The 23,021-nt window shown below is 36.9% G+C and carries 17 protein-coding genes; 13 read left to right on the top strand and 4 right to left on the bottom strand.

What is annotated here, in order from left to right; genetic code table 11:
• Window positions 1-5 precede the first annotated feature (5 nt).
• Together C6W18_RS07930 and C6W18_RS07925 are read right to left on the bottom strand one after the other, a co-directional pair.
• On the bottom strand, window positions 6-1,193 hold the full coding sequence (locus tag C6W18_RS07930) for a CDP-glycerol glycerophosphotransferase family protein (protein ID WP_105927105.1): 1,188 nt from the start codon (window positions 1,191-1,193) through the stop codon (window positions 6-8).
• Between the two features lie 11 nt (window positions 1,194-1,204).
• Window positions 1,205-1,975, bottom strand: coding sequence for a WecB/TagA/CpsF family glycosyltransferase (locus C6W18_RS07925; protein ID WP_034318523.1), 771 nt, complete (start codon window positions 1,973-1,975; stop codon window positions 1,205-1,207).
• A 370-nt stretch (window positions 1,976-2,345) separates the two neighbouring features.
• Here C6W18_RS07925 and tagD point away from each other — a divergent pair, with 370 nt between their 5' ends.
• From tagD to tagH, 10 genes are all read left to right on the top strand, one after another.
• A complete protein-coding gene (gene tagD, locus C6W18_RS07920) occupies window positions 2,346-2,735 on the top strand; it encodes a glycerol-3-phosphate cytidylyltransferase (RefSeq protein ID WP_008343212.1) in 390 nt (129 codons plus the stop codon).
• A 96-nt stretch (window positions 2,736-2,831) separates the two neighbouring features.
• Window positions 2,832-4,298 carry an alpha-glucosyltransferase N-terminal domain-containing protein gene (locus C6W18_RS07915; RefSeq protein WP_105927103.1) on the top strand — a complete coding sequence of 489 codons (1,467 nt, stop codon included), beginning with the start codon at window positions 2,832-2,834 and terminating at the stop codon, window positions 4,296-4,298.
• A 48-nt stretch (window positions 4,299-4,346) separates the two neighbouring features.
• Window positions 4,347-6,605 carry a CDP-glycerol glycerophosphotransferase family protein gene (locus C6W18_RS07910; protein WP_105927101.1) on the top strand — a complete coding sequence of 753 codons (2,259 nt, stop codon included), beginning with the start codon at window positions 4,347-4,349 and terminating at the stop codon, window positions 6,603-6,605.
• 298 nt (window positions 6,606-6,903) lie between these two features.
• A complete protein-coding gene (locus tag C6W18_RS07905) occupies window positions 6,904-8,115 on the top strand; it encodes a glycosyltransferase family 4 protein (RefSeq protein ID WP_105927099.1) in 1,212 nt (403 codons plus the stop codon).
• On the top strand, window positions 8,112-9,401 hold the full coding sequence (locus C6W18_RS07900) for a glycosyltransferase (protein WP_105927097.1): 1,290 nt from the start codon (window positions 8,112-8,114) through the stop codon (window positions 9,399-9,401). Before C6W18_RS07905 ends, C6W18_RS07900 begins: the two co-directional genes overlap by 4 nt.
• A gap of 14 nt (window positions 9,402-9,415) precedes the next feature.
• Entirely contained in the window at window positions 9,416-10,693 is a 1,278-nt protein-coding gene (locus C6W18_RS07895) for a nucleotide sugar dehydrogenase (protein WP_105927094.1), read from the top strand.
• Window positions 10,694-10,747: 54 nt separating this feature from the next.
• Complete coding sequence (locus tag C6W18_RS07890; protein WP_105927092.1) at window positions 10,748-11,491, top strand: hypothetical protein; 744 nt, start codon at window positions 10,748-10,750, stop codon at window positions 11,489-11,491.
• A gap of 6 nt (window positions 11,492-11,497) precedes the next feature.
• Complete coding sequence (locus C6W18_RS07885; protein WP_223251654.1) at window positions 11,498-14,176, top strand: glycosyltransferase; 2,679 nt, start codon at window positions 11,498-11,500, stop codon at window positions 14,174-14,176.
• 259 nt (window positions 14,177-14,435) lie between these two features.
• Window positions 14,436-15,275, top strand: a complete 840-nt coding sequence (locus C6W18_RS07880) for an ABC transporter permease (RefSeq protein ID WP_105927090.1) — start codon at window positions 14,436-14,438, stop codon at window positions 15,273-15,275.
• Between the two features lie 19 nt (window positions 15,276-15,294).
• Window positions 15,295-16,896 carry a teichoic acids export ABC transporter ATP-binding subunit TagH gene (gene tagH, locus C6W18_RS07875; protein ID WP_105927088.1) on the top strand — a complete coding sequence of 534 codons (1,602 nt, stop codon included), beginning with the start codon at window positions 15,295-15,297 and terminating at the stop codon, window positions 16,894-16,896.
• A gap of 26 nt (window positions 16,897-16,922) precedes the next feature.
• Here tagH and galU read toward each other — a convergent pair whose 3' ends face one another.
• Window positions 16,923-17,804, bottom strand: a complete 882-nt coding sequence (gene galU / locus C6W18_RS07870) for a UTP--glucose-1-phosphate uridylyltransferase GalU (protein ID WP_034318540.1) — start codon at window positions 17,802-17,804, stop codon at window positions 16,923-16,925.
• Window positions 17,805-18,073: 269 nt separating this feature from the next.
• On the opposite strand from galU, the gene wecB reads away from it, so the two are divergent.
• Window positions 18,074-19,213, top strand: a complete 1,140-nt coding sequence (gene wecB, locus C6W18_RS07865; protein WP_105927086.1) for a non-hydrolyzing UDP-N-acetylglucosamine 2-epimerase — start codon at window positions 18,074-18,076, stop codon at window positions 19,211-19,213.
• 234 nt (window positions 19,214-19,447) lie between these two features.
• On the opposite strand, the gene tagU is transcribed toward wecB, so the two are convergent.
• A complete protein-coding gene (gene tagU / locus C6W18_RS07860; protein ID WP_105927084.1) occupies window positions 19,448-20,368 on the bottom strand; it encodes a polyisoprenyl-teichoic acid--peptidoglycan teichoic acid transferase TagU in 921 nt (306 codons plus the stop codon).
• A gap of 182 nt (window positions 20,369-20,550) precedes the next feature.
• On the opposite strand from tagU, the gene C6W18_RS07855 reads away from it, so the two are divergent.
• Window positions 20,551-20,874, top strand: coding sequence for a hypothetical protein (locus tag C6W18_RS07855; RefSeq protein ID WP_035701604.1), 324 nt, complete (start codon window positions 20,551-20,553; stop codon window positions 20,872-20,874).
• A 24-nt stretch (window positions 20,875-20,898) separates the two neighbouring features.
• Window positions 20,899-23,007 carry a SpoIID/LytB domain-containing protein gene (locus C6W18_RS07850; protein ID WP_034318553.1) on the top strand — a complete coding sequence of 703 codons (2,109 nt, stop codon included), beginning with the start codon at window positions 20,899-20,901 and terminating at the stop codon, window positions 23,005-23,007.
• Window positions 23,008-23,021 lie beyond the last annotated feature (14 nt).

The following is a 23,021-nucleotide window of genomic DNA, read 5'->3' as shown; positions in this document are numbered from 1 at the left end:
GCTTCCTAATGAGAAGCCGGACGTTTTTTGCGTAAGAGCTGTTTTTCAATAAATGATAAAAGCTGTTCGCTTGATTGTCCCTTTGAGTATTGGTTCCATTCCAGAGCAAAGGCTTTTAATGTATCTTGATTGGCTGCTTCGTTTAGATGCAAAAGCTCCTTCAAGAGCATGTCTTGAGTGACGCAAGCCTTTCCGGGAATGATGTCTTCATAACGATCGACTAAGCCCCGTTTCTTTCGATAAGTCTCTAGATCATAAGTGAAGAATAAAACAGGTTTTTCAAGCAGTGCATATTCAAACACAATCGACGAATAATCCGTAATCAGCACATCGCAAGCACAGAGCAAAGGATAGAGCGGCTGATCGGATACATCAAATATCCATTCACCATCTGTTTCTGCCTTCGCTAAATGTTTAACCGCAGGATGAAGTTTGACGAGCAGGATATAGTCGCCATTCAGCTCTGTCTGCAATTGCTCCTTTGAAAAGGGCAGGACAAGACCGTCCATTGCATAATCTCGATAGGTCGGTGCATAAAGCAGTATTTTTTTTCCTTTAGGGAAATCATCCGGCTTCAAGGAAGGCGGGCGCTGATCATAGTATACATCCGTGAGTGGCACACCTGTTGGTAAAAAACGTTCGTCATTGATCCCAAACGATGACTTGAAAATCTCACGCATGTGATCTGAACCCGTGACGATAAAATCGAAAGACGCATAGACCCGCTTGAAGCGTTCAATATCACGTGCACTCCGTTCCAAATTTGACGCGTCTTCAAGGCCAAACTTTTTCAAAGCGCCATTGGCATGCCATACTTGAATACAGGTTGTCGTGGGCCTGTTTCTTAGCACACTTGTCATGAGAAAGTAATTATCCGTCACAACGACCTTGCTTTTCAGCATTGTATAAATACATTGAATGAGATGGAATGGATTTTTTTCATGAAAATAGCGAAATGACAAATGAGGCTCGTCCTTTTCTATATTGGAAGCATGTTTCGTATAGAGGACTGTCAGCTTCATCGTCATATTCGCTTGTTGTTGATAAGTATCAATAAGAGCAGCCGCATTCTCCTTGAATGAAACAAGCAGCGTCACCTGGTTTTCACGAGGTTTCACGCCGCTCATCAGCCATCCAATAAAAGAAACGAAAGCTGCATAGCATGAAATAATTATTGAGTGTATAGTCATCATTGATCAGTCTCTCATAGCTGCTTCGTCTGATCCTTTACTTGCTCAGGATAGTAACGTTTTTTCCCTTTGTTTTCTTTCAATACAGCAAAGGCGTACTTTGGAATATTCAGCATTCGTTTCCATCTCCACGGATTGACAATCAGTCTGTACAGCCATTCCGTATTGGTCTTGATCATCCAGCGAGGTGCACGCTTCACTGTTCCGCTAAATACATCGAAGCTTCCGCCTAAACCGATGCAAACAGCCTGCGGGAATAAATGGCGGTATTCATAAATAAAGTTCTCCTGGTTTGGATAACCTAAAGCAACGAACACCATATCTGCTTTCGAGCGTGCAATTTGTTTCGCCACGAAACGCTTATCAGCTTGATAGCCGTCACAGCTTCCTGCAATGACCACATTTGGATATTCCGTATCAATTCGCTGTTTGACAGCCTCAAGCACTTCTTTTTTTGCACCATATAAAAAGACACTTTTAGACTGTTTGTTTGCTAGGTCAAGCATAGACATGAAGACATCAAAGCCTGCAATTCTTGATTTCAGCGGACTTTGTGTCATGCGTGACATCAACACGACGCCCACACCATCTGGCAATACATAATCTGCAGAAGAGACTACTTGATGGTACGCATCATCCTTCATGACGGCATAGCCAATCTCTGGATTCACAGTCGCAATCATGGCGCCTCTTTTCTGAGAAATATGATGCTGGTTGATATAGCTGATAAATTCATTTAAGTCGCCGTTTACATAAGAAAGGTTAGAGACCACTTCTGTTTGCATTGTTTAGACCTCCTTTTTCATCTTGTTATTTATGAACGTTCATTGTAAATTCATTCTTCGCCTACTCATCATTTTATCACAGTTGCTCCATGAAATATTAACAATAACTTTACAATCCTTTAAATTTCATGACATTTTGATATTTTCATAAGTTCTAAAAAGCATGAAACAGTGAGTTTTCGCACTTTCACGATTTTACCCACTAAAATGGAAATAGTTTGTCTTTACATTTTCTTAACCTTTCATAGGCATTGTGATATAATAAGGTTCCGAAGAACGAAAAAAATGATCGATGATAATAGGATTACGGATAAACATTACTGCATTGAAGGCAGTCGAATAAGGATGAAGAAAGGAGTTTATGTTTGCAATGAAGAAAGTTATTACTTACGGTACATTTGATTTATTACACTGGGGTCACATTAAGCTGCTGGAGCGTGCCAAGCAGCTTGGAGATTACTTAGTAGTGGCCATCTCTACAGATGAGTTTAATTTACAAAAATCAAAAAAGGCTTATCACAGCTACGAGCATAGAAAGCTGATTTTAGAAACGATTCGTTATGTAGATGAAGTCATTCCAGAAAACAGCTGGGATCAAAAAGTCCGAGACGTGCAAGAGCACGACATCGATGTGTTTGTCATGGGAGATGACTGGGAAGGTAAATTCGATTTCTTGAAAGAGCATTGCGAAGTCGTATACTTGAAGAGAACAGAAGGCATCTCTACAACACAAATTAAGGAAGAAATTGCAGGACTTTAATAGATCGAAAAAAAGTACTTCTTATCTTTTGGTGAGAAGTGCTTTTTCATGTAAAATACAATAGAAAGTCATCATTATTTTTAAGGAGAGCTTCCTTTGTTTCAAAATTGGATGAAGAAAAAAGTTGAACACACATTGGATCAACCTGAACAACATGAAACAATGACATCAGCTGAAATGCCTGATATGGACTACTACTTTATTATGGGTGATGTGCCAAAACAGGACGAGAGCTTAACGAATTCGTTAAAAGCAAGAGTAAAGCCATTGGCTGAGAAACATAAACGTGCTACGATATTAACTTTGAATTACGATGCAAATGTGAAAGAACGGATTCACAGCATGGAGGAGACCCTTCACCCTCAAATTGACATCATGAATGTATTTGAACACTATATTCTACCGGAGAGCGGGAGTAAAAGACGCTACTCGGAGTTTATTACAGGTGAAATATCGTATTCGATCAATGAAGCAGTCATCCCAGCAGACGAAGTGACCATTCAGGTGACCAGATATGAACTGCCTTCTTCCCCCATTTGTTATATTGATCAATATAATGAAGAGCAGCAATTAGTGAAGAGGGAAGAATACAATTGGGATGGAGCTTTGCGCAGAGTACAAAGCTTTGTTCCTCATACAGGTGCTCTTTACTTGGAGGAATTGATCAAGGATGATGGTAGCATCTTTATGGAGATCATTTATTCTGGTGATGCAAAAAAGAATCCAGTTCGCCATATCAATTGGTATAAAAAAACAGGAATTCAAACATTCACAAAGAAAACAGATATAAAACAACAATGGCTATCCAGCGTTCAATCACAAAATAACCGTTTGAAGCTGATGATCACAGAGGACCGAGATCAGGATCGCCACCTGTTTAAAATAGATCAACCTGAAACAACTTATTATGCTGCATTTGTGCATGATGCCCATTATGAAGAAGATCCACATCAACTCTATTCACAATATGGAGAATTATTTAAACAAATAAGGAAACAGCAAGTGGATGCCGTCTTCTTTGGGGATACTAAGCATAAAGAAGATGTCGAGAAGGTATTGGGAGAACAAGCCTATTTTTATCTTGTGCCCTCTGACGAAATGTCTGTTTGGAATAGAGCTCTTCACCATATGCTCGAAAATCGTGAGCGTAAAGATGAACTGAGAAGGGTCATGGACCGTACGAAATGGGTCCTGCGTGATCTAAGCTCTGAACATCATGTTCTTCATCTTCAGCTTGAGATGAAAGACGAAATGAGCCGTGCGGATCATGTGCAAATAGATTTCGCAGGATATGATCGAGCCAATGGAGCTGAAATCATCTCTCAAACAATCGATGAAAACAATCAAGTCAGCTTCCCAATTGGTCATTTTCAAACAAAGAAAAACATTGACCTCAACCAAACGAAATATGTTGATTTTTACATTCGCTTTAAAACAGAAGAACTTCAAGAAGTTTTGCAGCGTCTAGAGGTAGAGGGCGAGCTACTCACCAATAAACCATCGTCGATCGATGGATGGTCGTATCAAACGAAACAAGGAAACTATTCTTGGAAAGTGAAATAACGATACAACACAACGGTAAGATTTCTGAACAGAGGAGATTAACGATTAATGATTGAAGAGGGTATTCAAAAGAAGAGTGTCGTTGAAGGGTTAAAAAATCATCATGAGAAACTAGAAATGTTCATTCGCATCGACGATGACATGCCGTTAACAGATAGAGAATTTTATTTGTTTATGAGGGAAAGGGTATCAAAACAAGAACTTTTCCTTCCGCTTGTTCATCAAGAAGAGAATCTTTTTAAATTGGTATTGAGTGAAGCAGCGTTACCGCTTGCGCTAGAGCAGGGCCAGACATATAACCTGTATGTCACGGACTATCTGAGCGCAAACAAAGAAGAGGATGAAGACGAGCTTGAGGACTCATCCTATGACTCTGATTCGGAAGAAGAGGAAGACGAAGTAAAAGAAGCGGATAATTCTGAGGTAGAAGAGAAAACGTCATACTATAAACGTCGTTTAAAAATGGAGATAGAGAAGCCAGAGCTGACTTTCTTAGAAAATAAAGACGCGATGCTATATGTCATTCCGTATCGCACAGACAAAGGGAATGCATCTTTCAAAATCAAGCGTGAGCTAAAGGTTGTGAAATTTCATCACATCGAGCTCAACAAAGAGTGTACGTTATCTTTATCTGGGTATGCAGGTGTTCTAAGTGCGGAGCATCCTTATCAGATCAAGGAAGTAAAGCTTCTGTTGAAGAAAAATGGTGAAGAACCAATTGAGCATCACTTTCCGGTAAACATGGCTCATATAAAAGATGAAGTGGCCAAGTACCGTGATGATCATCAAGCACCACAGCTGTATGAATTTTCAGCAGAAGTTCCTTTGCAGGAATTAACCTATTCCTTAAACAAACGCTTTGTATATCGCTTCTACCTTGAATTTGTTTGTGATGTGAACGGAGTAGAGGAAACATTAACAACTGCTTCTTTAGTACTTGGAGATCGCTCAAACAAACTCAAAGGTCTTGTTCAAATTCATAAAAGAAACGATGTACCTATTCGATATGAAGTGTATCGAAAGAAAAAGAGACAAACGCTTGGTATCCGAATTAATGATTACACAATGAAAACACGTGCGAAGTACTATGTCAAAAGCAAGTGGAAGAAATTTAAAAAGCAAATCGGCAAAATCAAAAAAGTCCGCAATCGTCTTGTGACAAGGACCTTCCAAACGACCTTTAAGCTAGCGAGTAAGCTGTCCGTGAAAAAGAAAACCGTTATTTTTGAAAGCTTTAATGGAAAACAATTCAGTTGTAATCCGCGTGCTATTTATGAGTATATGAAAGAAAATCACCCTGAATATACATTGATCTGGAGCGTCAAAAAAGGGCATGAAGCACCGTTTAAGGAAAAGGACATCTACCATATCAATCGTCTGTCATTCAAATGGATTTTTGCGATGGCTAGAGCCGAGTATTGGGTCGTGAACAGTCGTTTGCCGCTTTGGGTCCCAAAACCAGACCATACAACATACTTGCAAACTTGGCACGGTACGCCATTAAAACGATTGGCGATGGACATGGACGAAGTGCATATGCCTGGAACAAACACGAAGAAATACAAAAAGAATTTCACGAAAGAAGCATCGAATTGGGATTATCTCATTTCTCCTAATGCATACTCGACTGAAATCTTTACACGTGCGTTCCAATTTGAAAAGACCATGATTGAGTCAGGATATCCGAGAAACGACTTCCTTCACAATCAAAACAATGAAGAAACGATGAGGGCACTCAAACAAAAAATGAATTTGCCGCTTGATAAAAAATTGATCTTATACGCACCGACATGGAGAGACGATCAATTTTATAAAAAAGGGCAGTACAAATTTGATTTAGACCTTGATCTGTATGAGCTAAGAGCATCTATCGGAGACGAATATATCATCATTCTTCGTATGCACTATTTAGTAGCTGAAAACTTTGATTTAGGGCCATATGAAGGCTTTGCCTATGACTTCTCTCATTATGAAGACATCAGAGACCTTTATATGATTTCTGATCTGCTCATCACAGATTACTCATCCGTGTTCTTTGATTATGCAAACCTCAAACGTCCGATGCTGTTCTATGTGCCAGACATCGAAACATATCGTGATAAGCTGAGAGGCTTCTACTTCGACTTTGAACAAGAAGCACCTGGACCGCTTGTGAAAGAGACAGCAAGTGTCATTGACTGGGTAAGAGAAACAGAACAACCAACCTTTGCATTACCAGCTTCATTTGCACCGTTTTATGAAAAATTCTGCTATTTAGAGAGCGGAGAGTCTTCAAAACGGGTCGTAGAGACCGTTCTGAAATATTAATATTAAAAGATGAAGGGCATAAATCAGTTAACATACGATCGTTGTATGTTTATCTGTTTTATGCCTTTTTGTTACTTTAGTTTTAGAACTTTAAGCCTGAAAATATCTATTTTTCATAGTTAAATAGAGCTTTTTTTATCGAATTATGTTGAAATATAAAAGATTTAAAGGCTTTAGAATCAAAAATATGTTGTTTTTAACGCATCATAAACCTATAATTGTTGTTATAGTTAAAAAATTGTTTAAATATGTTGTGTTTGCCAATATTGATTGTCAATTGAAAGTGCAGGGGATTTGATTGTCAAAAAGAATTTTATTAATTACTCAAAATTTCTACCCTGAAATAGGTAGCGCTGGTAATAGACTCAAGAATATATTTTTGATGCTGCACAGAAAAGGTTACGATGTCAAAGTTTTAACAACTGATCCAACTTATCCAGAGAAGAATTTTTATGACCATCATGACCTTTGGGATGAAGAGGAATTAAATAACCAGGATGAAAGATTTATAAGAGTAAAAGTAAAGAATAAGAATTATGCATTTAATTTTTTAAATAGGCTGTTCTATTATTTAGAGATAATGTTTAGAATGATCATATTTATTTTTAAGGATAAAAATAAATATGATCTAATTTATGTTACAACTCCGCCCATATTTGTTGCCTTTGCTGGAATAATTGCTAAATTTAGATACAAAACAAAAATGATATTGGATATAAGAGACTTGTGGCCAGACTCATTAAAAGGAGTGGGTATATTTAAGAATCCAATGATCATTGGATTTTTTAAACTTGCAGAAAAATATGTTTACTCCAAGTCTGATCATATTATCATCAACAGTCAAGGTTTCCAAAAACACTTACAAGATCAAGAGGATAAATTGACTTTTATACCTAACTCTGCAAGACGTGAAGAGCTGCCAAAAAGTATAGCCAAAATGTCCAAAGAGTTTAAGGTGGTATTGGCAGGGAATTTGGGTTTGGCTCAAGATGTAAACGTCTTTCGAGATATTGTGATTAGATTAAAAGATTATAATATAAAATTTATAATTCTAGGATATGGTGTAAATAAAAAAGAATTAGAGAGAGAGATACTAGAAAGAGAATTGAATCAAGTTGAATTTATTATGCCAGTATCGAGAAAAGAGTGTCTTAAAATAATGGCAAATTGTGATATTGGAATAGCAACATTGAATCATTCAATCATTTTTGAAACGGTTCTGCCAGGACGTATTGTAGATTATTTGAGCTGTCAGTTACCTGTAGTGGCTTCACTTTCTGGGTATTCAAAAAAATTGATTGAGCAAGAAAACGTAGGTTTAGTAGCTAAAACAAAAACGAGCGATGAAATGGTTTCTCTTATTTTACGTCTATATCATCATCCGGAGTTGGTTCAAGAAATGAAAACAAATTGTGAGAATTTTATTGAGAAGAATTTTTTATGGGATAATAATATTATAATTTTAGATGATGTAATCAAAAATACTATAAAAAAGGTTAATGAAGCATGAAAAAAAATATATGTATGTTTGTATGGAATCACTTTACCAACGATGCTAGGGTTTTGAGAGAGTGTACTGCCCTGTCAGAAGACGGATGTGATGTAGACCTAATCTGTATACACGATCCATCAATGGCTGAATTAAAGACATATGAAGAAATAAATGAACGATTCCGTGTCCACAGGGTGAAAAGGTACCCACAATGGTTAATTCTATTTCAATCCATGATGAAATTGTTAAAAGAGAAAAAATATCTTTTACTTCTTCTTATGTTAGTTTGGGTCGCGGGTGTTTTTTACTTACCGTTAATAACGATCCCTTTGACCATCCTTTTCTCAGTATTACTAATTAAAAAAGTAAGAACATTAATTATTCGAGCAAGTATTTTCTTAAGAATGATCTTAAAAGGATGGCAAAAAAATTACGATGTCTTTCATTCTAATGATTTAAATACTTTACCACAGGGTGTTATTTGTGCAAAGTTTAAACTTTTCAACAGAAAAAAGCTGATCTATGATTCACATGAAGTTCAAACAAGCAGGACTGGATATGATAGCAAACTGTACGGAAAAATGGAATCTTTTCTATTGAAGTTTGTTGATCAAATGATAGTCGAAAATCACACGAGAGCAAAATACAATGAAGATCTCTATGGTTTTTACCCTAAAGTAGTGCATAATTATCCGTTCGATCAAAAAAAAGATATAAAGAAAATTAATTTGCATGAAATTTTAAACATTCCTAAAAATGAAAAAATTCTGTTGTATCAAGGTGGAATTCAAACTGGAAGAGGTTTGGAAAATTTGGTTAAGGCAGCACCTGATTTTAAAGAAGGTATCCTTGTCTTTATTGGGGATGGCCGAATTAAAGAAAGCCTCATGCAATTGACTGAAGATATGAAGCTCACTGATAAAGTCAAATTCTTACCAAAAGTACCTTTGGAAGATCTCCCTAAGTATACAAAAAGTGCTTACTTAGGTTTTCAAGTACTGAACAACGTGTGTTTCAACCATTATTCAGCCTCTTCAAATAAACTATTTGAATATATTATGGCGGGTGTACCAGTCATAGCATGTGATTTCCCAGAAATTAAGAAAGTTGTTGCTGGTGAAAATATTGGAGTGGTAGTTGATTCTCACGATCCAAACTCAATTGCAACAGGTGTAAACAAGATAGTTTTAAATACTGATTTGCGAAATCAGTATAGTGAGAATTGTCATAAAGCAAGGCTTAAATACAATTGGGAACAAGAAAAAAAATCACTTCTAGAAGTTTATGGACAAATTCAATCATAAGGAGAGTAAAAATAATGAAACTTTGTACAGTAGGTTTGGGGTATATTGGTCTGCCAACTTCAATTATGTTTGCGAAACATGGCGTTGAGGTCGTAGGAGTAGATGTGAAACCAAGTGTGATAGATTCTTTAAATAATGGTACTATTCATATAGAAGAGCCTGGACTCCAAGAAGCTTTGACTGAAGTCATTAAACTTGAAAAATTTAAAGCTTCATTAACACCGGAGGAAGCAGATGTCTTTATCATTGCTGTCCCTACACCTAACCGTGATGACATGTATAAATCATGTGATTTAACTTACGTAGAGAGCGCAGTTGAGAAAGTAATTCCATTCCTGAAAAAAGGGAATGTTGTTATTATCGAATCTACTATTGGTCCAAGAAGTATGGATGATGTTATTAAACCATTATTTGAAGAAAAGGGTTACGTTATAGGCGAAGATATATATCTAGTACATTGTCCAGAAAGAGTTTTGCCAGGTCAAATTCTTCATGAACTAATCTTTAATAACCGAATTGTTGGCGGTATTACAGAAGCATGTACAGAGGCTGGAGCAAAAGTATACCAGACCTTTGTTCAAGGTGAAATTATTAAAACAAATGCTAAAACAGCTGAAATGTCTAAACTAATGGAAAATACATTTAGAGATGTTAACATAGCACTGGCAAATGAACTCACAAAAGTATGTAATGACCTAGACATTAATGCGCTAGATGTCATTGAAATGGCCAATAAGCATCCACGTGTTAACCTACATACACCTGGGCCTGGTGTTGGCGGACATTGTTTAGCTGTAGATCCGTATTTCATTGTAGCAAAGGCTCCTGAAACAGCGAAAATGATTAACTTATCACGCTCTATCAATACATCTATGCCGTATTATGTTGTCGAAAATGTTGAGAAACTCATGCAAAAAGTAGAAGGAAATAAGATCACTATTTTCGGACTTACGTACAAAGGTAATGTAGACGATATTCGAGAAAGCCCAGCAATGGAAATCTATCATTTGTTAAAAAATCAGAATAAATATGAAATCGATGCATATGATCCGCATGTGGATCAGGAGTTTGTCATCAATAACTTAGAAGATGCAGTTAATCAATCTGATTTAATTTTGGTTCTAACAGACCATCAAGAGTTTAAAGAATTTGATTTTGAAAGATTAGATGGTATGAACAATAAATTGATTTTTGATACAAAAAATGTTCTTCAAAATCGTCATGAAAGCTTCACCTATATAAATTTTGGGAATCTTTCTTCTGAGTTGAAAAAAGAAGAAGCCATGGTTTAAAATTTGATTTTCCTTGGTGGATGTAAAGCGTGGTTTTCATAGAAAGGAGCAGCAATGGATACACCTTCAAAAGAAATTTTTAATATTTTCAAAGAAAATGCTGAACAACCAGAAAACTGGTTATTAACAAACACTAGGGGAAAAAGAGTCTTCTTTCAATTTGGTTTAGGAGAAGAGGAAAAGAAATATCTATCTTTTATAGGCAAAGAAATCATTGAAGAAAGTTCTTTGTCTAAGCAGTCCGAAAAAATAGATACTATCGTGTTGGGGAATGCAACAGAATTTATGTTGGACACAGATCGATTAGTGGACAAGGCGCTGCCGTTTTTAAAAGATGATGGTGTTTTGTTATTTTGGATTAACCATGATCAAAATTCATTGCAATTAAAGTCAATTTTAGCCCTGTTACTTTACTTGCATAAAAAAGATTACAGGATGGAACAAGTTGTCAGACCTTTATGGACAGGGTTTATCGCTATCCCAGCAATTTCTAATGAAATTGACTTTGCAGAAAATTTTCTAAGTATATTCTCACGAATAAAACAAATAGAAGATAAAAGTCAAAATGAAAATCAGGGTACTGAATTAACCTCAAAACTGTTAAAAAGATTAGTAGAGGCAAAAGAAGAAAAGTTGAATTTAGTATCTAATGAGAGAAAAATATTAGAACAAGCTAATAAGACTGAAAAAGAACTAAACCTAATAAAAAGACGTTATGAAGCTCTATCCTCATCCAAATTAGGTAGATTGACACTAGCTTACTGGAGATATAAATCTCAAAAAAGAAAGAATAGGTGAATTTGAGTGGGGAAATACCAGAACCATTTATTACTAAATCAAAAGAAAAAAACAAGTGCTATTCAAGAGCTCGCCTATTATAAGGAAATGCTAAAAGTTTTTAATCAAAATAAAGACTTTAAAGAGCTAGATAGTTTATTGGAAAAAACACCTTCTCAGAAGCTTTCTCATCATCCTTCAGATGATGGGAAAGTTTCTGAGCACGAGAGAAAAGAATATGTTCAATATATGAAAAAAAATCATAAAAAAGGCTTTTATGATTCAGTCAAACCTCAAATTGAAAACTTACCTTCTAGTAATGGAACGAAGTACTTTCAAAAAAGTAATGTTTCCATTGGAATTATTGCGGATGAATTCTTGTATAAAAGTTTAAAGGATGCAGCGAACTTTATTTATATTCATCAAGGTAATTATAAAAAAGAGGCTGAAAAGATTGATTTGTTTTTATTGTCAACCGCTTGGAAAGGGTTGGATGGGAAATGGAAAGGACTTGGCAATCCTAAAATTAAAAAGGTAAGGAACGAAATAAAGGCCATAATTCAGTTTTATAAAAGCAAAAATATTCCGGTGATTTTTTATTCAAAAGAAGATCCAGTTAATTATGAATATTATGTTGATTTGGCGCAGCAGGCGGACCATATTTTTACAACATGCAGTGAAAAATTACAGGATTACAAAAAAGATTGTCCGAATGCTACATCATATAATACACTCGAATTTGCAGTTAACCCTCTTTATCACAATCCAATTGGTACGAGAATAAATAGAAGAGAAGATATTTTATTCGCAGGTTCTTGGTATCAGAAATATCCATCGAGGCAAGAAGATACACGGGAGCTATTTGAAGGCGTGATCAATGCAGGTAGAGATTTGACTATTGTTGACAGAAACTTCGAGTTAGAATCTGACCGTCATTTTTATCCGAAAGAATATGTGCCATTTATTGTAGAATCCACCGATCATGAAACTCTGCAAAAAATACACAAATTATATGACTTCACTTTAAATCTAAATTCTGTTAAAGATAGCAACACAATGTTTGCTAATCGAGTATATGAACTTCAAGCTACAGGTACAGTTGTCATATCGAATTACAGTGTCGGGATTAATAGCAAATTTCCTAATGTGTTTTTAGCTAATACGAGTGAAGAACTGAAAGTTTATTTGCAAAAAATGTCTAAAAGAGAGATGTATCAAACCCAAATGGAAGGTGTGCGAACAGTTTTAAGGTCAGAAACCGCCTTTCATAGAGTACAGGAATTGATACAAGTAGTAAGTGATCATCAGACGAATCTTTTGAAACGAAAAGTTCTTGTTGTTGCGGAAAGTTTAGACGAACATATAATAGAAATGTTTAATAAACAATCCTATCCTGATAAGAAACTCATTTCTCAAGATGAAGTGACTGAGGAATTGTACAGAAGTTTTGATATCGTAGCTTGTTTTAGCAATAAATATGAATATGGTCAATTTTATTTAGAAGATATGATCAATGCATTCAAGTACACAAATTGTGACTATATAACAAAAGATGCCTATGAGCATAACGGTGAATTAACTAAAGGTGTAGAACATAATTATATTGAAAAAATAGAAGATCGTTTTAGAACTGTTTTTTGGAGTGACTCATTTAATTGGGAAGATATTAAATCAATATCAAATGCCACCATTCCTAATGGATATAGTGTTGATCCTCTAGAGCTATCAGTAACTTCAAATGATGTCGTGAGAAGTAAGCAAGTTCGTGAGTATGACTTATCTGTTATTATTCCTATTTATAATAATGGCCGGCACCTTCTTTATAAATGTTTCAAAAGCTTACAAAGAAGTTCTATTTTTGAACAAATGGAAATCATCTTAGTTGACGATGGTTCGACTGACAACATGACGCCTTATATAGTGCAGGCACTTGATAAACATTTTGACAATGTAAAGATGTTTATGTATCCACAAGGTGGAAGTGGCAGCGCGTCTAGACCAAGAAATAAGGGGTTGGAGTTTGCTTCTGCAAAATGGGTAACTTACTTAGACCCAGATAATGAAGCCATAACTGATGGATACAAAGAACTGCTAGATAGTTCATTAGAAGAGGATCATGATATGTTTATCGGAAACATGGTTAGACTATCAGATATAAAGGGATTGTCTTCTTATTATCCTAATATGATGTCACTTAATGACGGGATTGATTACAGACATGCTCCGCATTCAGACTTTTTAATTAAGGCTTCATTTAAAGCAATGAGTATACAGGCCTTAATAGTAAAAAGAGATTTATTATTAAAGAATCAACTTAAAATGGTTGAAGGAGCAATTGGTGAGGATACCTTATTCTTTCATGAGATGTTGATGAAGACTAAATCTTTTAAGGTGCTGAATACGCCCGTCCATATTTATTATGCTATGGTAGAAAATTCATCGATTAATCGAATTAATAAGAAGTTTTTTGAAAAGTATTTAGTGCTAGAAAAAGAAAGAATCGATTGGTTAAAGCGCGAAAATTTATTAGTGGCTTATAAAAAAGATAAATTAGAAAATTATGTAGATAATTGGTATTTAAAGAAATTTAGCAATATTGAAGATGAGGATCGAAGTGAGGCAAAAGAAATATTAAAAAACATTTTGAAATTGTATGAAGGTATGAAATGGAAAAACGATAAAATAATAGAGTTTCTAAAAGATTAAGCTTAATTCTAAACGCCTTATGTTTGACATAAGGCGTTTAATATTTGAAGCGTAAACAAAGTTTCTTGTGTATTCTTCATTTCAAGTGTTTTTCTTCATGGGCTAGCGTAGAAATCGTTTTAAAATATATGTTACCCAAATGTGACTACTTTGTATAATGGTGAAAGATGAAAAGAAACCACTTTTCTGTTACAATTATGAGCGGTACTTTTATCAATATAGGATCTATTCTATTCAATTAAAATTAAGGAAGATTAGAGTGAATGCATTGTATAAAATTCTAAAAGAGCAGTTTGGTTCAATGCCATTAATTTTAAGGTTAGCTATTTATGAAACAAAATCAAAATATCAATTGAATTATCTGGGTGTGCTGTGGCAATTACTGAACCCTTTAATTCAAATTATGGCTTATTGGTTTGTGTTCGGTTTAGGCCTTAGAGGGGCTGGAAGAACCGCGGAAATGGCAGATGGTTCTCACGTAAGTATTCCTTTTCTCATTTGGATGTTAGCTGGTTTAATCCCATGGTTTTTTATCAGCTCGACTATTACAGAGGGTGCAAATAGTGTTTTTAAGCGTATTAATTTAGTATCTAAAATGAACTTCCCTATTAGCGCGCTGCCTTCAGTAGTCATCACATCAAATTTATTCAGCTATTTTTTAATGATGGCTATTTATGTCATTATGCTCATAGCAAATGGCATATATCCGGATATCCATTGGATTCAATATATTTATTACCTTATCTGCATGATAGTGTTTATGTTTGCTTTCAGCCTATTTAATTCAACGATCAGTGTACTTGTTCGGGATTATCAACAACTATTACAATCATTAACAAGGCTGCTGATGTTTTTATTGCCTATCTTGTGGGATATTGGAGATAAATTTACTGGTAAGTATGAATGGATTGCTACTACCTTAAAATTAAATCCTCTATACTATATCATTGATGGGTTTAGGAAAAGTTTTATTAAAGGAGATTGGTTCTTTCAAGATGTCAAATATACGCTCTATTTTTGGCTGATCACATTCCTCCTTTTAATAGTTGGCTCATTGCTACATTTGAAATTTAGGGATAAATTTGTCGATTTTCTTTAAAAAGTAAGGAGATTATACGATGAAACTAAAGGTTTCGTTTCGAAACGTATCCAAGCAGTATTTTCTATATAAAAAGCAGTCAGATAAAATCAAAGGGCTGTTTTTTCCTAATAAAAATAATAAAGGTTTCTTTGCTGTTCGTAACGTTTCCTTTGACGTATATGAAGGTGAGACAATTGGTTTTGTAGGGATCAACGGTTCTGGAAAATCAACGATGTCGAATCTTTTGGCGAAAATCATACCACCAACAACTGGTGAAATTGATATGGACGGCCAGCCTTCGTTGATTGCCATTGCGGCAGGGCTGAACAATCAGTTAAGCGGTAAAGACAACATTCGTTTAAAGTGCTTAATGATGGGGCTGACGAATAAGGAGATAGACGAGCTTTATGAAAAAATCGTAGAGTTTGCGGATATTGGTGACTTTATTGATCAGCCTGTAAAGAGCTATTCAAGCGGAATGAAATCACGTCTTGGCTTTGCCATTTCAGCGCATATCGATCCAGATATTCTCATTATTGATGAAGCATTGTCTGTTGGAGACCAAACCTTCTATCAAAAATGTGTCGATCGAATTACAGAGTTTAAGGAACAAGGAAAGACGATCTTTTTTGTCAGTCACTCCATTGGCCAAATCCAAAAGATTTGCGATCGGGTTGCTTGGATGCATTATGGTGAACTGCGCATGTTTGATGATACGGATAAGGTTGTGGAAGAATACAAAGAGTTTGTCCAGTGGTTTAACAAGCTTTCCAAGAAAGAGAAGAAAGAATACCAACTGAAACACAAGGAAGGTCGAAAAGGCGTACAAAAGACAGCAAAGGTGTCTCGTTATAATGAAAACGGGAAACGACGTTCATTTTTTGGACCAGCATTTCAAGTGACCATTATAGCGGTCTTAACCATCTTGCTTGCCCTTTCTATGTTTTCGGATCGCCCGCTTCGTACGCTAGCAACATTTGGTGCAATACCATCAGATAAGACAGAGGTGCCTCAGTCAAAGAATCCTAAGACGAAGGGTGCGCCTGATATGAAAAAGGTGGATCAACAGGCCGTTGTCACGGCAGATCCAGTGACGGTTTACAAAGATCAAGCCATGAAAAAAAAGGCGGATGTCACTTTACCATTTGGACAAGAAGTACAGGCTGTGGCTGAAAATAAACAAACTGTTCAAATCAAAACAGCGTCAGAGACGTATTTTGTGAAACCTGATGCACTGCAAGCTGCAGATGAATTGAAGCCATTATCCATTGGACCAGGACAGTTCAATTCCTATGTATCACCTGCATCAGCAGGTTCATATGAGTACTTACTTTCTTTCCTTGGAAAAGAAGAATCTGTGCTTCAGCAAAGAATGCAAACGCTGAGCTCGATCAAAAGTGATCAAGGCGACACCATTGAGCGATTGACCACAGAGAAAACCGATTATGTGATTCAAAATGGTCAAGCTCACGCGATTGTGTTCCGCGAGATTATGCCAATTTCTCCTTCAACACTTGGGCTGACAGAACAAAATGTCTGGATGAATGAGAAACAGACGAAATTCGCAGTGAAGGGCGAAAATAACCTGTTTGTCATTGATAATGAACAGCATACGCTGACGATTTCAGCGATCAAATAAAAAGCTGCCGATGCCGGCAGCTTTTTTTAATTGGCTTCTTCTTTTTCAAGAAGCTGTTTCATAAATGGAATGAGTTTCTTTTTCAGATCTTCATCCTGAAGGGCAAACTCAAGAGTCGTTTCAATGAAACCTTGCTTCTCTCCGACATCATATCGTTTTCCTTCAAAATCATAGGCAAATACACGCTGGATGTCATTGAGCTTTTGGATGGCATCTGTCAGTTGAATTTCTCCGCCTGCACCAATTTCTTGTTGATCGAGGTACATAAAGATCTCTGGCGTGAATATGTAGCGGCCTAAGATGGCTAAATTCGATGGTGCTGTTCCTTGCGGCGGCTTTTCAACAAAGTTCTTCACCTGATAGCGACGTCCTTCTTGTGTAAGAGGATCAATGATCCCGTAGCGATGCGTATCGCTGTCTGCTACCTGCTGAACGCCGATCACAGATGAAAGGGTTTTTTCATATTCATCCATCAGCTGGCGAAGCCCAGGTGTTTCGGCTTGAACAATGTCATCACCTAGTAAAACAGCAAAAGGTTCATCACCGATGAAGTTACGTGCGCACCAAACGGCGTGTCCAAGTCCCTTCGGTTCCTTTTGACGTATGTAATGAATGTCAGCAATATTAGAGGACTTTCTCACCTTTTCTAAAAGCTCGCTCTTCCCTTTTTCCTCAAGGTTCCGCTCAAGCTCTGGTGCAAAATCGAAATGGTCCTCAATGGCTCTTTTTCCTTTTCCAGTGACGATAATAATGTCTTCAATTCCTGATTCAACAGCTTCTTCAATAATATATTGAATGGTTGGTTTATCAACGATTGGTAGCATTTCTTTAGGCATGGCCTTTGTGGCAGGGAGGAAACGTGTCCCGAGACCTGCAGCTGGTATAATGGCTTTACGTACTTTTTTCAATGAACTTTGCACCTTCCTTACATAGATAACCGATTTAATCATTCAATGTGTGTTCTTGGTCGTCTTATTAAAGTGTAACTTACAAATCATAGGAAAGACAAATGATTTCACTAAAATGAACTTTAGTAATTCATATTTTATATGTTAAATGTAAAGGAAAAAGAAATATAACGTTAATTCAATGTTAAATTTCTTTTTTTATATCATTAAATTTATCCTCCAAATTGTGTATAATTGAAAGTACTATACTAGGAAAGAGGCATAAACAAGTGAAAAAACTAAATGTAATGACTATTTTCGGTACTAGACCTGAAGCAATCAAAATGGCTCCACTTGTCCTTGAACTTAATAAACATCCACAAATAAATTCAATTGTCACTGTAACAGCTCAGCATAGAGAAATGCTTGACCAAGTCCTTGAAGCTTTTTCTATTACGCCAGATCATGATCTAAACATCATGAAACAGCGTCAAACATTATCAGAAATCACATCAAATGCACTGTTGAAGCTAGATCAGTTATTCCAAGAGGAAAAGCCTGATATTGTCCTTGTTCATGGTGACACAACGACAACCTTTGCGGGAAGTCTGGCTGCTTTTTATCACCAAATTTCAGTTGGTCATGTTGAGGCAGGCCTAAGAACACACAATAAGTATTCACCATTCCCAGAGGAATTGAACCGTCAAATGACAGGCACCATTGCCGATATTCATTTTTCACCTACAAATGAGGCGAAGCAGAATCTTTTGGTAGAAAATAAAAAAGAAGAGACCATATGTGTGACAGGGAATACCGCCATTGACGCTCTGCAAACAACGGTCACAGAACAGTATCAACATCCTATTTTAGAGAAAATAGGCACAGATAAAATGATTTTGTTAACAGCTCATCGCAGGGAGAATCTTGGCCAACCGATGAAAAACATGTTTAGAGCGATTAGACGTGTTGTAGAAGAGTTCGAAGATGTACAAGTCGTATACCCTGTTCATTTAAATCCTGCCGTTCGTGATGCGGCTCAGACGGAATTCAGTAATCTCGATCGTGTGCACTTAATTGAACCGCTTGAAGTGGTTGATTTCCATAACTTTGCGGCAGCTTCACACTTTATTTTAACGGATTCTGGCGGCGTGCAAGAGGAGGCTCCTTCTTTAGGGAAGCCAGTATTGGTGCTGCGTGATACAACGGAACGCCCAGAAGGCGTCAAAGCTGGCACGCTCAAGCTTGCTGGGACAGATGAGGATACCATTTACCAGATGGCAAAAGAGCTGCTAGAAGACCAGCAAGAGTACGACAAAATGTCGAAGGCTTCTAACCCTTATGGTGATGGACAAGCGTCGAAACGAATCGTTCAAGAGCTCCTTCATCGTTTTGGATTAAGTGAAGAAAAGCCAGCCCCATTTCAATCATAAAAAAAGAAGACTACATTCCTGTAGTCTTCTCAGCGTGTAGACAAACCCTCGCATTCGGTGTCAGTCCTGCGCGCCGGTGCTCACGAATGTCAAATTCGCTCCGCTCCGGTGCTCGTCCTTCCTAGACTTCAAAGGTTTTCAATCACGCTGAAAAGAAGACAAAGGGCTAAAATAAAGATCATTTTAGCCCTTTGTCAACAATCTGAGAAGACTACATTCCTGTAGTCTTCTTTTTTACTGTTCCAAACTTTCCTTCAATTCCTTCTTCACTTTCGCTAAACTACTGTCATCAAGCTGGTAGTAATAAATGTTATTGATTCGTGTGCCTGTGCCTTTCAACTCGTGCTGTTTCACACGCTTTCTAGCATCACGATAATCATTCATCATCGTCCACATATCGTCAAATGACATGTTTGTTTTCATGTTATTTTCTACAACTTTGAACATATCGCCGAATTTCGTAATGGATGAAATGTTGGCACCTTTTGCAATGATGCCTTCAATCACTTGACGCTGTCTTTGCTGACGTCCGAAGTCACCTTTTGGATCTTGCTTTCTCATTCTTGTATAGGCAAGGGCTTGATCACCATTCAGGTTAATCTCTCCTGTACCAAAAGAATGACCGTCATAGCTGAAAGCAAACGTGCTATTCACCGTGATGCCGCCAAGTGTATCGACAATATCTTTAAAGCTCTCCATATTGACTTTGACAAAATAATCAACAGGTACATCAAGCAGTTCTTCTACTGTATCAGCTGCCATTTGTGTGCCGCCGAATGCATAGGAGTGGTTGATTTTATCCATTGTGCCTTTTCCGACAATCTTAGTATACGTATCACGCGGAATACTTACCATCTCGGTTGTTTTGGTTTTCGGATTCACTGTCATGTATATTAATGTATCTGCACGGCCGCGGTCATTCTTTCTTTCATCGACACCCATCACTAAAATGGAGATCGGGTCTTTTTTACTTAAATCGATATCTTTGTCACGCTTATCTGACTTCTTTAAGTTCTCCTGAATGCCTGCGACGGTTGATGCTGCTGTGTTCCAAAGATGATATGCGTATCCGCCAGTTGCTAATACGAATAAGCCAATAATCGATAAAACAATCCAAAGAACCTTTTTCTTCTTTCTTTTTCTCTCAGCTCTCATAATGTCCCTCACCTTTTCTATGATTCTTCCATGATTATAGGTTTACGAATCTTGATAAACAAGTTATTTTTTTACTCTGAACCTAGATATAGACGTTGTAACAAAAAAAAGGTTTCAAAAAACCTTAAATTTACCTTAAAATATTAAGTTATAAGACGATACAAAGACATGAGGTGAAAAAAATGAAGAAAATCGTCGTTTTACCGTTCTTAATACTACTACTAGGTATCGTGCTCACAGCATGTGGAACGGCTGAGCAGTCCTCAGGAGAAAACAAGACAAGCAGTTCAACTCCTCAGGTGCTGGAAGAAAAAGCTGAATTTATTGGAATGGCTGATGCACATACAGTCGAAGTGAAAAAAGTGAATACGACATTAAGCTATGAGTTTACGGATAATTTTAAAGATGTGTTAAATGAATTTAAACCAGGTGACAAAGTAGAAATCTCTTACTTTATCAATGACAGTGGTCAAAAGGAAATTCAGAAGATAGAAAAACAGAAGTAAAAAAGATGGGCGGGATGAACAAAATTGAAGAAAACAGGCATTACACTAATCGTTCTCATGACACTGACTCTACTAGTTGCACCCTTTCAGTCTGCCACGGCTAGCTCGACAATTTCAGTGAAATTGTCTAATTATATCGGAAACAAAAAAAGTATGGATCTATCTACAACTGGAGAATACAAGCTTTCAGGATCTAATGTCGCTGTTACGAAAAGATATGATGGCAAAAATCGATATGAAGTAGCCAATAGCATCGCATCTGCTGGCTGGTCAAATCCTTCAACCGTTGTGATTGTCAGCCGAGACGCATTTGATCATGCCATTTCTGTATCGCCGCTTGCATACAAGCTTGGTGCGCCCATTTTGTACACGAATATTGAAAAGCTGACCAAAACAACAGAAAACCAGCTGAAGAAAATGAAGCCGGATAACATCCTGATTGTCGGTAATACGAAAAGTATTTCAACAGCTGCTGAGAAATCCATTAAAAAGTATGGCAAAGTCAGACGTATTAGTGGAAAAGACAAGTTTGAAATATCCCAAAAAATTGCTAAAGAAATGGGCAACTATAAGCAAGCCGTCGTTGTTGGCGGGAACTCGTTTATGAATGGGATTGCGATCGCATCCTATGCATCGAGAAAGGGATACCCAATCCTGTTAACAAAAAAAGATTCCATTCCGTCTTATAAAATGCCAAGTAAAGTCATCATCATCGGCAGTACGAAAAGTACTGGACAAAAAGTAGAGAATCAAATCAAAAAAACCTCACAGGTGACACGAATCAGCGGTGCCAATCGCTACGAATTATCTGTGAATATTATCAAGAAACTAAATATCAATGCAGATAAAGTCTATTTGGCAAAAGCCGCTAGCTATATTTATGCCATGCCGATGTCGCAATTGGCTGCAAAATCCAACAGTACCGTTGTGTATGTGAAACCGGATTCTGTCACAGCGTCATTAAAAGCACTGCTGAAAGAAAAAGGTACATATGCTTACCACCTTGCTGGTAGCACAAGTGCGATTAAAGATAGCTTGAAAAATTCATTAGCCAAACAAGTCTATCTGAAAAAAAATCAAAACTACCAATTGAATATTTCTAACGGAAAAATTTCATTAAAAGGTATAAAGACGTATAACACATTAAGAGTTGTTCCTGAGAAATATTCAACGAAAAATGTCCTTCAAATTGCAGGAAAGCCTTACTTAGGTAATGTAAACTTTGCAATTGAATCAGGTAATATCAGGCCGACTCTCGAAAATATTCCATTTGAAGACTATCTAAAAGGTGTTGTGCCTAATGAAATGCCTGCAAGCTGGCATGTTGAAGCATTAAAAGCACAGGCAGTTGCCGCTAGAACGTATTCAGTGAAAAGTATTGGAAAAGTCGTACCTGATACAACAGCCTTCCAAGTATATGGAGGATATAACTGGTACACGAATTCGACAAAAGCTGTCGATGCCACAAAAGGAAAGGTTCTGAAATATAACAATCAACTCATTTCAGCAACCTATTATTCTAGTAACGGCGGTTATACAGAGGCAAGTGAAGAAGTGTGGGCAAATGCACTGCCGTACTTAGTGGCCAAAAAGGACACAAAAGATCCGGTCAATGCTTGGACACTTAAACTCTCTAAAAAACAATTAGGCACTACATTAACTGCAAGTACAGCAGCATCTCAGTGGTCTAAGGCAAAAGAGACAAATACAGCCGACCTTGCTGGTCTCAAATCATGGCTTTTGAAAAACAAAGAAACAGCTGCATCTGATATGAAAATCGCAACAATCTCAAGCCTTACGTTTTCAGGGAAAACAAAAGGCCAGCGTGCAAAGACGGTATCCATCAAGTTGACATACCATCTGAAAAACAAGACAGGCACGTATACAGTGAACAAAAGCACAACGGCAAGTATGAAGATGACAGAGTTTAGATCAGTCATGGGCGCAACAAAGGTCAAAAGCACGTTTGCGTCAGTGAAAAACAATACAAATGACTTCACGATTTCAGGAAAAGGGTATGGTCACGGCATTGGCATGAGCCAATACGGAGCCAAAGCTAGAGCTGAATCTGGAAACTCATACTCTTCCATACTTTCGTTCTACTATCCAGGTACGAAACTAACAAACTATTAAAAGATAAAAGGAGG

Source organism: Bacillus sp. LLTC93 (assembly GCF_002993125.1).
GTDB lineage: Bacteria > Bacillota > Bacilli > Bacillales > Bacillaceae > Bacillus > Bacillus zhangzhouensis.
The sequence above is the reverse complement of the archived record's forward strand: the minus strand, read 5'-3'. Positions and strand labels throughout refer to the sequence as shown.